This window comes from Flavobacteriales bacterium, assembly GCA_016779995.1.
Classification (GTDB): domain Bacteria; phylum Bacteroidota; class Bacteroidia; order Flavobacteriales; family UBA7312; genus UBA8444.
In genome coordinates this window covers 1-12,327 of record JADHMO010000020.1, presented here as the reverse complement: position 1 = coordinate 12,327, position 12,327 = coordinate 1, and the positions used below count along the sequence as shown (strand labels likewise).

15 protein-coding genes are annotated in these 12,327 nt (G+C 34.3%); 7 read left to right on the top strand and 8 right to left on the bottom strand.

The features are described 5' to 3' along the window. Positions 1–378, top strand: a 378-nt coding sequence (locus ISP71_08480; GenBank protein MBL6664120.1) for a hypothetical protein, incomplete at its 5' end; no start/stop codon positions are given. Here ISP71_08480 and glmS read toward each other — a convergent pair. From glmS to ISP71_08465, 3 genes are read right to left on the bottom strand one after another with little or no spacing between them, the layout of a single operon-like run. Next, positions 339–2,177, bottom strand: coding sequence for a glutamine--fructose-6-phosphate transaminase (isomerizing) (gene glmS, locus ISP71_08475; GenBank protein ID MBL6664119.1), 1,839 nt, complete (start codon positions 2,175–2,177; stop codon positions 339–341). The genes ISP71_08480 and glmS overlap by 40 nt on opposite strands. Before the next feature lies 1 nt (position 2,178). Then, positions 2,179–3,381, bottom strand: a complete 1,203-nt coding sequence (locus tag ISP71_08470; GenBank protein MBL6664118.1) for a DUF4270 family protein — start codon at positions 3,379–3,381, stop codon at positions 2,179–2,181. 18 nt (positions 3,382–3,399) lie between these two features. After that, the gene (locus ISP71_08465; protein MBL6664117.1) at positions 3,400–4,224 is read right to left on the bottom strand and encodes a glycogen/starch synthase; all 825 of its coding nucleotides are present in this window, start codon (positions 4,222–4,224) and stop codon (positions 3,400–3,402) included. Positions 4,225–4,342: 118 nt separating this feature from the next. On the opposite strand from ISP71_08465, the gene ISP71_08460 reads away from it, so the two are divergent. From ISP71_08460 to radA, 5 genes are read left to right on the top strand one after another with little or no spacing between them, the layout of a single operon-like run. Then, a complete protein-coding gene (locus tag ISP71_08460) occupies positions 4,343–5,191 on the top strand; it encodes a pantoate--beta-alanine ligase (GenBank protein MBL6664116.1) in 849 nt (282 codons plus the stop codon). Positions 5,192–5,200: 9 nt separating this feature from the next. Next, positions 5,201–5,545 (top strand): aspartate 1-decarboxylase, encoded by a 345-nt coding sequence (locus ISP71_08455; protein ID MBL6664115.1) that lies wholly within the window; start codon positions 5,201–5,203, stop codon positions 5,543–5,545. A 7-nt stretch (positions 5,546–5,552) separates the two neighbouring features. Further along, positions 5,553–6,530, top strand: a complete 978-nt coding sequence (locus ISP71_08450; GenBank protein MBL6664114.1) for a flippase-like domain-containing protein — start codon at positions 5,553–5,555, stop codon at positions 6,528–6,530. A gap of 35 nt (positions 6,531–6,565) precedes the next feature. Beyond that, the gene (gene rfaE2, locus ISP71_08445; protein ID MBL6664113.1) at positions 6,566–7,015 is read left to right on the top strand and encodes a D-glycero-beta-D-manno-heptose 1-phosphate adenylyltransferase; all 450 of its coding nucleotides are present in this window, start codon (positions 6,566–6,568) and stop codon (positions 7,013–7,015) included. Then, positions 7,008–8,375 carry a DNA repair protein RadA gene (radA, locus tag ISP71_08440; GenBank protein ID MBL6664112.1) on the top strand — a complete coding sequence of 456 codons (1,368 nt, stop codon included), beginning with the start codon at positions 7,008–7,010 and terminating at the stop codon, positions 8,373–8,375. The genes rfaE2 and radA overlap by 8 nt, the downstream gene beginning before the upstream one ends. Here the strand turns inward: radA and ISP71_08435 are convergent. The 4 genes from ISP71_08435 to ISP71_08420 all read right to left on the bottom strand — a co-directional run bounded on the left by ISP71_08435 (position 8,372) and on the right by ISP71_08420 (position 11,402). Continuing rightward, complete coding sequence (locus tag ISP71_08435; protein MBL6664111.1) at positions 8,372–9,370, bottom strand: OmpA family protein; 999 nt, start codon at positions 9,368–9,370, stop codon at positions 8,372–8,374. The two genes, radA and ISP71_08435, sit on opposite strands and share 4 nt — an antisense overlap. 93 nt (positions 9,371–9,463) lie before the next feature. Continuing rightward, the gene (xth, locus tag ISP71_08430; GenBank protein MBL6664110.1) at positions 9,464–10,225 is read right to left on the bottom strand and encodes an exodeoxyribonuclease III; all 762 of its coding nucleotides are present in this window, start codon (positions 10,223–10,225) and stop codon (positions 9,464–9,466) included. 3 nt (positions 10,226–10,228) lie between these two features. After that, positions 10,229–11,146, bottom strand: coding sequence for a hypothetical protein (locus ISP71_08425; protein ID MBL6664109.1), 918 nt, complete (start codon positions 11,144–11,146; stop codon positions 10,229–10,231). Further along, complete coding sequence (locus ISP71_08420) at positions 11,130–11,402, bottom strand: DUF1844 domain-containing protein (GenBank protein MBL6664108.1); 273 nt, start codon at positions 11,400–11,402, stop codon at positions 11,130–11,132. The genes ISP71_08425 and ISP71_08420 overlap by 17 nt, the downstream gene beginning before the upstream one ends. Before the next feature lie 61 nt (positions 11,403–11,463). Here ISP71_08420 and ISP71_08415 point away from each other — a divergent pair, with 61 nt between their 5' ends. Then, the gene (locus tag ISP71_08415) at positions 11,464–12,132 is read left to right on the top strand and encodes a ComF family protein (protein ID MBL6664107.1); all 669 of its coding nucleotides are present in this window, start codon (positions 11,464–11,466) and stop codon (positions 12,130–12,132) included. Between the two features lie 56 nt (positions 12,133–12,188). Here ISP71_08415 and ISP71_08410 read toward each other — a convergent pair. After that, a partial coding sequence (locus tag ISP71_08410; GenBank protein ID MBL6664106.1) for a T9SS type A sorting domain-containing protein occupies positions 12,189–12,327 on the bottom strand: 139 nt, incomplete at its 5' end.

Here is a 12,327-nt window from a genome sequence, read left to right as displayed (position 1 = left end):
ATTGACTCAACAAAAAATGGAGTTGTTTGGTTTGATTGGTTGGAAGATTTTAAAAATCACTACAATAAGATAAAAGACATAAAATCAATTGACCAAAAAAGAGATTTTATCAGTCAGTTTGTAGAGAAAATAAAAGTTTATTGGGACAAAGAAACCAAGACACACAAACTAATAATCACATTTAGATTAAAGATTGTTAAAGACAAAAGAATCAGACGTGAAAAGTATGTCTATAAAGTACAAAATGGACAAACTGATAAAGTGATTAGTAACTTTAATTCCATCAAATACAAACATCTACTTAAGAAGAAAAAGGAGTCTAATTTATTGGTAGACAGTTATTCAACAGTTACTGACTTAGCTAAATTTCTAGGTTGATCCACATTACATCCTCTCATTACTGCTATGTAGTAGGATAATAATTGTAAAGGAATGTTAGATAAAATCGGAGTTAGTGGTTCGGAAACTTCAGGAATTTCAATCACATAATCTGCAATTTCCTTGACCGTAGTATCACCATAAGTAACGATAGCAATGACTATTCCATTTCGAGCTTTTACTTCTTGAATATTACTGACTACCTTTTCATAATGTCCCTTCTTAGTAGCAATCACTACAATGGGCATATTTTCATCAATTAGAGCAATCGGTCCGTGCTTCATCTCTGCTGCTGGATAACCTTCTGCATGTATATAAGAAATTTCTTTAAGCTTCAAAGCTCCTTCCAAAGCCACAGGGAAATTATAGCCCCTACCTAAGTACAAGAAATTCTGAGCATCAACAAATTTTTTGGAAATCTCTTCAACATAATCGTTCATAGATATCATACTCTCTACCTTATTTGGTATCGTCTCTAACTCAATTAATAATTGTCTATAATACGATTCTGAAATCGTGGACTTTTTACGTGCCAATAACAAAGTGATGAGCGTTAGAATAGTAACTTGAGCAGTAAATGCCTTTGTAGAAGCGACACCTATTTCAGGACCTGCATGGGTATATGCTCCCGCATCGCTTAATCGTGCAATAGATGAACCTACCACATTACATATAGCAAGTACTGTAGCACCTTTGTCTTTAGCTAAACGCATGGCGGCTAGTGTATCTGCTGTTTCTCCAGATTGAGAAATGGCTAAAACCACATCTTTTTCTGTTATTATTGGATTTCTATATCTAAATTCTGAAGCGTATTCTACTTCTACATTAATTCTTGCCAAATCTTCCAAAAGATATTCCCCAATAAGTCCAGCATGCCAAGAGGTTCCACAAGCAATAATTATTATCCTATCGGCTTGTAAAATTTTATCTGAATAACTATCAATCCCCTGCATTTTAATGCTTTCCTCAGAAGAAAGTAATCTACCTCGTATAGTATCTGTAATGGATTTTGGTTGCTCAAAAATTTCTTTTAACATAAAGTGCTCGTAGCCCCCTTTTTCAATGGCTTCTAAACTCATTTCTAACTCCTGAACATAAGGAGTTAGGGTAACGTTTGCTATGGTTTTAAGGTCAAAGCCATCTTTAAGAGAAAGACGAGCAACTTCACCTTCTTCTAAGTAAACCACTTCGTTGGTATACTCTACGATTGGTGTAGCATCAGAAGCTATAAAAAACTCATTTTCTCCAATCCCAACAACTAATGGACTTCCTTTTTTGGCTACAATAATTTCATCTGAATTTTCATTGGAAATAACAGCAATAGCGTATGCTCCAACAACCTCATTTAAAGCTAATCGTACCGACTCGAACAATGAAGTGTTTTCATTTTTCTGTATTTCCTCAATAAGATGAACCAATACCTCTGTATCTGTCTCACTCTCAAATTGGTGACCTCTTTTATGTAAGGCTTTTTTTATCGATTCATAATTCTCAATAATCCCATTATGGATTATAGAAATGGATTTATCTTGAGAATAATGTGGATGAGCATTCACATCATTGGGGACACCATGTGTTGCCCATCGTGTATGACCTATTCCGATAGTGCTTTTTAAATTCTTCCCTTCACAAAATTGTTCTAAATCAGCAACTTTACCCTTTCGCTTATAATTCATGATATCGCCATCTAATAATGCAATGCCAGCACTATCATATCCGCGATATTCAAGACGTTGTAAGCCCTTTATTAAAATTGGATAGGCTTGTTTGTGACCAATGTATCCTACAATTCCGCACATATTAAAATTCTGTATAAATGATGTTAAGTTCTATGTTTTGATTGATTTCCGTTCTGTTGGCATTGACCGATTCGCCTGTAGGAACAAGTATCAATGTGTTAGCTTCATATTCATCTTGAACTAAATTTTGTAAAAACTTAGTGATGTTAAAGCTATATGTGTTGTCGGTCAACTCACCCCCAAAGTGAGATTGCCCTTCTAAAATATCTTCTAAGAAGTACCTTGTGCCATTGGTATCTAAGCGAACCAACGATAGACTTGAATGAGGTAAGTCTGTAGCATTTTGTTCTGTGAAACTAATCAGGGCTTGATTAATTACTTTATCGGATAAACTTTCTTTAAGAGATTGTAAATCATTAAAATCTAAATGAACCTCTAGTCCCGCCATAGATTGTACTGCTAATTTATTTTGTAAGTCCAAATCGTCTTGCATTTCAAAATGATTGACTCTGGTTGCAGCAGCACTAAATAGTAAGTCGTAAGACAATGAATCGTTGTAATAAATGGTGAGTTTTGAGCCTCCGTCAATCAAATTAAAGTATAAAATAGATGATGAGGGCTGAGCAGAGGGTACTGAAAAATGAAGTCCTTTAAAATAGGGAACAAAAACATCATTATCGACTAATTTGTCGGTTGGAGCATCAAGAATCAGTTGCCCTATTTGGTTGGCATTAAAAGAAAGTGATTTAAGGCCTACAGTGTCGACATCTCTAAAGCGCAAGGTATTAGGCGTGGGCAAAAAAGAGTATTCTAATGGACTAGAAAATGGACTAGTCGTAAAAATATCATCAGAAAAATATGTTGTATCGGAAATTTCTTCAGTGAGCTGCTCAACTTGAATATTCATTTCAATGGTTGTATCACCATAATAACCCGCATAAGCTAGTGTCATAATAGCAGAGTCTAAGACTGGATTTGCACCAAAATCTACTGCATTATCACTCAATCTCAGATGAGTAGAAAATGAAGCTTTAGCATCTAATAAACTAGCCGACTCATAATTCCCCAACAAAGCAAACAAAGTCTTGGTAGAGCGCACAGAATCTACTTTTTTGGTCAAAGCCGTAAAAGGACTGTTATTACTTGTAGAGGAGATGGTAATCTTATCACCTTCGGGTTGTATCTCAAGACCAATTATTTGAGGGTCTGTACAGGAAAATAGGGTAATGGCACTAAGCCATAAAAGTAAGATGGGCTGTTTCATTGAGAGTGTTTTTGTTCATTATGAGTATACCTCAACCTCTTCTAACAATTCGTCATATAAGGCGTTATAAGCATCTACGTAATCTTCATCATTTTGATGTGGAATTACATACTTATCAGAATCAACAATAAACTTGTTTAGGTCATTAGAAATTTTTTCACTACCCATAATTACAGCATCAGCGTATTTAATAGCTAACTTATGTAATGTGTCAACAGATGCTGTGTTTATCAACTCTACGTCATCTTCGCTAACACCTGTAATGATCGATTTACGTGCCATATCGTTGTCTATATCAATATTTGATTCTTGGTCGTAAACGGAATAAACTACTTTCGTATTGTCGAAGATTGGATCCTCTGCAAACGCTTTTTTAAGATACATTGGAACAAGAGCTGACATCCAACCGTGGCAATGAACCACATTTGGCGCCCAACCCAACTTCCTAACTGTTTCTAAAACCCCACGGCAAAAGAAAATTGCTCTTTCATCATGAAATTCAAACTCCTCTCCATCCAATTCATTCATAAAGGTTCTTTTAGGAAAATAATCTTCATTTTCTATGAAATAAACCTGCATTCTTATGGGTTGTAAAGAGGCTACTTTAATAATCAAAGGGTAGTCTAAATTATCAAGTATCATATTCATACCAGATAAACGGATAACTTCGTGCAATTGATTTCTTCTCTCGTTAATACAACCGTATTTAGGCATAAATATTCTTATGTCTTTGCCCTTTTCCATAATGCCTTGAGGAAGGTTTCTACACCTAGTAGATATTTCAGTTTCACATAAATAGGGGGTAATTTCTTGCGAAATAAATAACACTCTTTTTTTATCCATAAATTAACTGAATTTTAAACCCGACAAATTAGGTGATTAAACTTGCAATGCAAATTTACGAATTTTATCCTCATAAATCAAGTAAAACATTACTTTTACGAGCCCAAAATGGTAGTTAATGCGAGTCTTAACAAACATAAATTCATTAAATCAATTACTAGAGAGCTCTAGAATTAGAAATAAAAGTATTGGTTTTGTACCTACTATGGGAGCTTTACATGAGGGGCATTTATCCCTAGTGAAACTTGCACAAAAAGATTGTGATGTGATTGTATGTAGTATTTTTATAAACCCTACTCAATTTAACGACCCTAACGACTTAGAAAACTACCCTATTACTACCGAAGCAGACATTAAATTGCTTGAAGAACAATCTTGTGATATCCTCTTTATGCCTAATGTAACAGAAATGTATCCTCAAGGTCTTAACACCAAGCAGTACTTGTTGAATGGAATAGATAAAGTTCTAGAGGGTCGAAAACGTCCTGGACACTTCGACGGTGTATGTACGATTGTTCATCGTTTATTTTCTATTGTGAAACCAAACACCGCTTTTTTTGGAGAAAAAGACTTTCAACAAGTTGCTGTAATAAGGCAAATGGTCAATAGCCTTTCACTCCCTATTCAAATAAAAACTGGTGAAACCATAAGAGAGAATGACGGCTTAGCTAAAAGTTCAAGAAATACCCTGCTCAGTACAACACAAAGAAAAAAAGCTAGACATATCTATACTAGCTTAAAAAAAATAAAGTCCCTATTCGGTAAAGTAGATTGCGCCCAATTAAAAGAATTGATAAAAGATGACTTTAATCAGCTACAAGATATGCAGTTAGACTACATAGAAATTATCAACCCTCAGAGCTTTAAACCACTACAAGGAAAAGACGCTAACCAAGAGGCTGTAGCTCTTATCGCTGTTTTTTTAGGGAAGGTGAGATTGATAGATAATTTATCTTTAAATGATTAATTTTGTTCCATGCAAATTGAAGTTGTAAAATCAAAAATTCATCAAGTTACGGTAACAGGTGCTGACCTAAATTACATTGGTAGCATTACTATTGATGAAGCCTTAATGGAAGCCTCAAACATTATTGAAGGGGAGAAAGTACAAATTGTAAACATTAACAATGGTGAGCGTCTAGAAACTTATGTCATTAAAGGTGAGCGTAACAAAGGTGAAATATGTCTAAATGGTCCTGCTGCAAGAAGAGTACAAAAGGGTGATGTAGTTATCATTATTGCTTATGCACTTTTGGATTTTGAGGAGGCTAAATCATTCAAGCCAACCTTAATTTTCCCCAACCCCAACAACACTTTATAATTGTATAATGAAAGCTGTAAAGTGGATTAAATATGTCTTTTTTCTTTTTTTAGGGATTGGATTAATGTACTTAGCTTTCAAGAATCAAAGTCCTAAAGCTTTAATCGCTCAACTAAAAGATGTCAATTATTTATGGGTTGTAATTTCTATGTTTTTTGGATTTATATCTATTGTAAGCCGAAGTCTTAGATGGATAATATTACTTCAAAATCTAAACTTCTCTGTTAGTAAACTGAACAGTTTTTACGCTGTGGCTATCGGCTATTTTACAAATATTGCTATTCCAAGAGCTGGTGAAATAACACGTTGTACAAGCTTAAATCAAACAGAAGATGTTCCTGTAGACAAACTCTTTGGAACCATCATTTTAGAAAGAGCTATTGACTTTATCATTTTGATAAGCCTAGTGTTTTTAGTTCTGATTTTAAAATTCGAGCTTTTTTTGGAATTTCTTGCTATTATCTTTGAGGGTCAAACACTAGATGTAAACTCATTGATTGGTATTGGATTAAGTGCTATGGCTATTCTTTTTCTTTTGTTTGTTTTAACAAAAAAGATTTTAAAAAAATCTGCTGTCTATATCAAGATAAAAACGTTCGTTGTTGGCATGAAAGATGGCTTTAAAAGTATTAATGGATTAGAAAATAAAACAGGTTTTTGGGCACACACTTTTATCATATGGCTCATGTATTTACTGATGACTTACGTTTGTTTTTTCTCTATAGAAGCAACGCGAATGCTGAATGTAGCGGACGGTCTTTATACTATGGTAATCGGCGGTTTTGGCATGGTAGCCCCCGTACAAGGTGGTATTGGGGCTTATCATTATATCGTAAAAGTTGGGCTAATGATTCTTGATGTTTCTGAAGATTCTGCCTTATTATTTGCTACCGTTGTTCATACGGCTCAAACATTAATGACACTTAGTGTTGGTGGCATATCCATTTTAATGGTATTTTTATCCAAAAGGAAAGCAAAACAGTGAGTACCAAAACACATTTTTCAGAAAAAGTTTTTGACTTGGATTCAATAATTGAAAAAGTCAATAATTGGAAGGGCAAAAACCATATAGTTTTTACAAATGGTTGTTTTGATATCTTACACCTCGGTCATATTGATTATCTTTTTAAAGCTTCAAAACTTGGCGATAAACTAATTGTTGGTCTTAACGCAGACCAATCTATTCAACGAATTAAAGGAGAAAATCGACCCATTCAAAATGAGTCTAGTAGAGCATCTATTTTGGCATCTCTAAGTTGTGTCGATGCAGTAGTCCTATTTCATGAAGACACCCCAAAACAATTGATTGAGCTTATTCAACCTAACACCTTAGTTAAAGGAGCTGACTATAAGGTCGAAGATATTGTAGGTAGTGATTTTGTAATTGCTAATGGTGGTAGTGTAGAAACTATCCCGTTTTTAGAAGGTTATTCTACTAGTCATATTATAAATTCTATAAAAAATGGCTAAGGTAAAAACAACATTCTTTTGTCAAAATTGTGGTGCACAAAGTGCGCAATGGATGGGTAAATGCAAATCGTGTGACGAATGGAATACCATCGTAGAAGAAGTTGTCAGTAAGCCAAAACCGAGCCAAGCTAATTGGGAAAGTGAAAAGGGCAATAGAGTCAATAAAGCTCAAGCTATTAGTGATATCTCTTTACAGTCTAGAGCAAGAATAGACACTTCTGACAATGAGTTAAACAGGGTGCTAGGAGGAGGTATAGTTGCTGGCTCACTTATTTTATTAGGTGGAGAGCCCGGCATAGGTAAATCTACTCTACTATTACAAGTTGCATTGAGAATCCAAAATGAAAAGATTCTTTACGTTACTGGAGAAGAAAGTGACCAACAAATCCGAATGAGAGCAGATAGACTCAATTTATCTGACTCTAGCTGTCAAATACTTACCGAAACCAATACACAGCATATATTTCAACAAATTCAAGAGGTTCAACCTACCGTATTAGTTATAGACTCTATACAAACTTTGCATACCAATAGTATTGATTCCTCTCCAGGTAGTATTTCACAGATAAGAGAATGTACCGCCGAATTAATGAATTATGCTAAAGCTAGTGGAACGCCCGTATTGCTCATTGGACATATCAATAAAGATGGCAATATCGCAGGACCCAAAATATTAGAACACATGGTTGACGTTGTTCTTCAATTTGAAGGAGAAAGAAATCATGTGTATCGCATTTTAAGAGCTCATAAAAATCGCTACGGTTCAACTGCTGAATTGGGCATCTATGAAATGCTAAGTCATGGACTTAGAGAGGTAAGTAACCCATCTGAAATATTACTTTCCCAAAAAGACGAAGCTATGAGTGGTATGGCTATTAGTGCAACTATGGAAGGGGTTCGCCCATTAATGATTGAAACACAAGCTCTTGTGAGTTCTGCGGTGTACGGAACACCTCAACGTAGTGCTACTGGTTTTGATTTAAGGCGTCTGTCTATGCTATTGGCCGTATTAGAAAAAAGATGTGGCTTTCGATTAGGTGCAAAAGATGTATTCTTAAACATCACTGGAGGTATAAAAGTGGATGACCCTGCTATTGATTTAGGGGTGGTTTGTGCTATTCTTTCTTCAAATGTTGATATGGCTATCAAAGACAAAAATTGTTTTGCTGCTGAGGTAGGACTATCAGGAGAAATACGCCCTGTCAATAGGTGTGACCAAAGGATACAAGAAGCCGCAAAATTAGGCTTCGAACGAATCTTTGTTTCAAAGTACAATAAAATAGACCGTCAAGACTTTTCTATAGAAGTCGTAAAAGTGAGTAAAATTGAAGAAGTATTTAAGATGCTTTTTGCCTCTTAGTCATCTAGCAATTCATATAAATCATACAATTTAGGTGTAAGGATAATTTCTATCCTTCTATTAGCACTTCTACCTGCAGAAGTACTATTTGATTGAATAGGTACGAACTCTCCTTTACCTGCAGCCGTCAATCGTTCAGGATTAATGGAACTGGAAGATGTTAAAATACGTACTATTGCAGTTGCTCTTACTACGCTCAAATCCCAATTGTCTTTAATCTGTCCACGTCCACCAAAAGGAATACTATCGGTATGACCCTCAATTAAAACATTGATGTCTTGCTGATTTTCTAAGGCTTTTGACAACTTAGAAAGTGCCTCTCTACCTCGAGTATCTACTTGCCAACTTCCAGATGCGAAAAGCAATTGTTCCTCTAAAGAAATATAAACCTTGCCATTTTTTTGTGTGATTGTCAAACCATCTCCTTCAAAACCAAGTAATGCTGAAGAAATTCTATCTTTTAGTGCCGACAATAAAGAGTCTTTCCTATTGATAATGGATTGCAATTCCATTACTTTTTTCTCTCTTTCAATAAGTTCGTTTTGAGTATTAAGAAGTTCCTTTTGTTTTACGCTAAGATTTTGTTCTAAAGTCAACAACTCATCTTCTTTTTTCAACAGCTCCTCTCTAGTGTTTTGTAATTCTTTTAGCAACTTTTTAGTTTCTTCAGCTTTATTACTCATCATCTGACTATTCTTGGCAGTCAGTAAGTCATAAGCTTCGTTCAAATCATCTAACTGTGATTGTAATTGACGGCAACTAGCGGCTCTTGTAGTAGAGTCTGAAATCAATTGAGTAATTTCACTATTTAATCGTGATAACTTGTCTTTTAACTCAATGTTTTCTGTAGAAAGCGAAGTGTTTTCTTTTTTAATCTCTTGATTTTCTTGAAACGTTTCCTGACGTTGTTGCTTAATCTCTTCAACAACCTTTGGAGATACACAGGATGAAAGCGTTGCTATGATAATAAGGATGGGTAAGATTCTGTAAGTCATAGTTATTCATTTATACTTTCAAATATACATTAGCATTCAGCCCACTTTAAAGACTTTAAAAAAGTTTATTAACATAAGTAGTTTGATTAAACCTTAACTCAATTCGACTAAAACAGGACAGTGGTCAGAGTGTTTGGCTTGACTGAGTATTGCTGCTCTATTTAATCGTGACTCCATAGATTGGGTTGCCAATAAATAATCTATTCTCCAACCTAGGTTTTTTACTCTAGCATTGGCTCGATAACTCCACCAAGAATAGTGATGTGGTTCTTGATTGAAATGACGAAAAGTATCGATAAAACCTAAATTTATGAATGAAGACAACCACTCCCGTTCTTCAGGTAAAAAGCCAGAGGTCTTTTGGTTGCGTTCTGGATTATGTATGTCTATAGCCTTATGACAAATGTTATAATCGCCAGCAATAATTAGGTTTGGAACTTGCTGTATGAGTTCAGAAATATAATGATGAAAGTCTTCCAAAAAAGTCATTTTAAAGGCTTGTCTAGAGTCACCGCTACTACCAGATGGCATATAAACACTAATAACAGAGTAGGTTTCAAAATCAACTCTCATTACTCGACCTTCATTGTCATAGTTTTCATGATTCATGCCATAAGTTACCTTAATTGGTTTTTCCTTGGACAAAATAGCCGTGCCACTATAGCCCGGCTTTTGAGCTGAATACCAATAACAATGATATCCTAAGTTTGTAAAAACACTAGAGTCAAATTGCTCTTCACGAGCTTTGATTTCTTGCAAACAAATGACATCAGGGTCAGTAGATTTTAACCACTCGTCCAAACCTTTTCTTAATGCAGCACGAATACCATTAATATTATAAGTAACTATTTTCATGGATTATCTGAACTTAGTGTTGGCTATGCCGATAACCTGACCTTCCATAATAAATTCGAAATAATAGACTCCAGGTATTAAAACATTGCCCCTTGTCCATAATTGGCATTCACTAATTTTTTGATTGGCATAATCAAAATTATAGTTGGTCGTATATTGTACAACACTGTCGTTTTCAATGGTGGTTTCTTGGATTTTATTAGCTACATTGAGTACTTTACCACGCGGGTCAACTATTCTTATGAAAAGCTCTTTTAAACCTGCATCTGTTACTTTGTTTTCAATAATGTCAAAGCATATACTGAAGTTTTGGATTTTTGATGCTCGTGTAGTAGTGACTTCACGACCACTAGAGCGATAATACACTCCTTCTACATGTATGTTCTCTACTCTAAGCATAGACGCCGTAAATACACGTTCGCTGAGGTCTTGGTTATTTTTTTCTAATGTTCTATTTCTGCTGGAGATTAGCTGATTGGCTTTTTTGACACTATCGTTTTCTAATTGCAGGGCTTGATTTAAGGTATAAAGAGAATCTATGGCAGAAACATACCTTTTGCTTATCTCTTTGAGTCGTCTAATCTTAGCCCTTGCCTGTGTCAACTCTCCTTTAGATCTAAGAAGTTGTTTTATTTCATCGGCATAAGCTAATATGGTTGAGTCACGCTCCTCTAATTGATTACTTAAATCACCATATTCATCTTTTAGAATTTCGTGTTCATCAATCAAATCATCTAAATTGTCTCTTAAGCTAGTTTTTTCTTCCTCATATTGAATAACAGTTTCTAAGGTTTTTTTAAATTGATTTTCTCTTACTATATTGAAAATAATAATAAGAGAAAGCAAGACGGAAAGAATAATAATAATGCGTCTTGACTTCTTATCTTTTAAAGGGCTAATGCTATTATTTGGCTGATCCATTGGTTTCGGTTATTTTAAATTTTTGCTGGTATTTTGATTCAAGTTCAGACAACATCATTGTTTGTATTTGGTCTAATTCATCTGATAAATTACCTCTAGTTTTTTCTTTTAGCATAACAATCATATCAATGAGTTGACGAGCAGAAGTTAAATCTGATTCCGAATAATTGGCAATATCTATATTATCAAGTGCACTAAATGCATTGTGGTGTAGTAAATAAAGTAACTCACTAAATAATTGATCGTTCTTATTCATAAATTAAAAAAATTTTTAGCAAATTTAAGGTATTAAATTAATTTCCTTAAAACTATAAGCCGTGAATAAATTACATCTTTTCTTGGACATAATTAATTTAATTTTTCCCAGAACTTGTTACTCCTGTAAAAGTGTCTTAATTAAGAATGAACGTGTCCTTTGTATAAAATGTTATGTAGACCTGCCAAAACATGTTAGTCGACATAATATACATCAACTCAATCTATGTGTAAAGGGTAAAAATTATAAATTATATAGAAGGTATAAATTCCAAAAAAAGAGTGTTATTCAAAAACTGATTTACGAATTAAAGTATAATAACAAAGCATATTTGGGAGAATATTTGGGCAAAGAACTATATAAAAACTTATCACATCTGGAAAACATAAATTATATCATTCCAGTACCATTACATGAAAAAAAACTAAGCCAAAGAGGTTATAATCAAAGCGAATTAATCGCCAAAGGACTACAACAACATTTAAAATGTGAATTATTGAATGACGTATTATTAAGAAGCGAAAACACAGTAAGTCAAACTAATAAGTCAAGGTTTCATCGGTTTGAAAATATGACAGGTGTTTTTTATTTAACAAAAAAGAAAAAACTAGAAAATAAGCATATCATACTATTAGACGATGTGTTTACTACGGGCGCAACAATTAGTGAATGTATCAATGTATTAGAGCAGATAAAGAATATAACCATCACTATCGTTTGTGTGGCATAATAAAAAAAGCCCCGAACATTGCTGCTCGGGGCTTTCATCAATCTATTTAAAAAGGATTATTGAAGAACAATCTTTTTGTTGATACCACCTGTAGAAGTAGTTATTTCTAAGAAATAAACTCCTTTAGGTTGAGTATTCATGTCAATCACTTGCGTGTACTGACCAACAAACTCTGTTAACTCCTCAGTAAAGATT

Coding starts and splice junctions, on each gene's coding strand:
- glmS (MBL6664119.1), bottom strand. CDS start 2,177: ATGTGCGGAATTGTAGGATACATTGGTCACAAACAAGCCTATCCAATT.
- ISP71_08470 (MBL6664118.1), bottom strand. CDS start 3,381: ATGAAACAGCCCATCTTACTTTTATGGCTTAGTGCCATTACCCTATTT.
- ISP71_08465 (MBL6664117.1), bottom strand. CDS start 4,224: ATGGATAAAAAAAGAGTGTTATTTATTTCGCAAGAAATTACCCCCTAT.
- ISP71_08460 (MBL6664116.1), top strand. CDS start 4,343: ATGCGAGTCTTAACAAACATAAATTCATTAAATCAATTACTAGAGAGC.
- ISP71_08455 (MBL6664115.1), top strand. CDS start 5,201: ATGCAAATTGAAGTTGTAAAATCAAAAATTCATCAAGTTACGGTAACA.
- ISP71_08450 (MBL6664114.1), top strand. CDS start 5,553: ATGAAAGCTGTAAAGTGGATTAAATATGTCTTTTTTCTTTTTTTAGGG.
- radA (MBL6664112.1), top strand. CDS start 7,008: ATGGCTAAGGTAAAAACAACATTCTTTTGTCAAAATTGTGGTGCACAA.
- ISP71_08435 (MBL6664111.1), bottom strand. CDS start 9,370: ATGACTTACAGAATCTTACCCATCCTTATTATCATAGCAACGCTTTCA.
- xth (MBL6664110.1), bottom strand. CDS start 10,225: ATGAAAATAGTTACTTATAATATTAATGGTATTCGTGCTGCATTAAGA.
- ISP71_08425 (MBL6664109.1), bottom strand. CDS start 11,146: ATGGATCAGCCAAATAATAGCATTAGCCCTTTAAAAGATAAGAAGTCA.
- ISP71_08420 (MBL6664108.1), bottom strand. CDS start 11,402: ATGAATAAGAACGATCAATTATTTAGTGAGTTACTTTATTTACTACAC.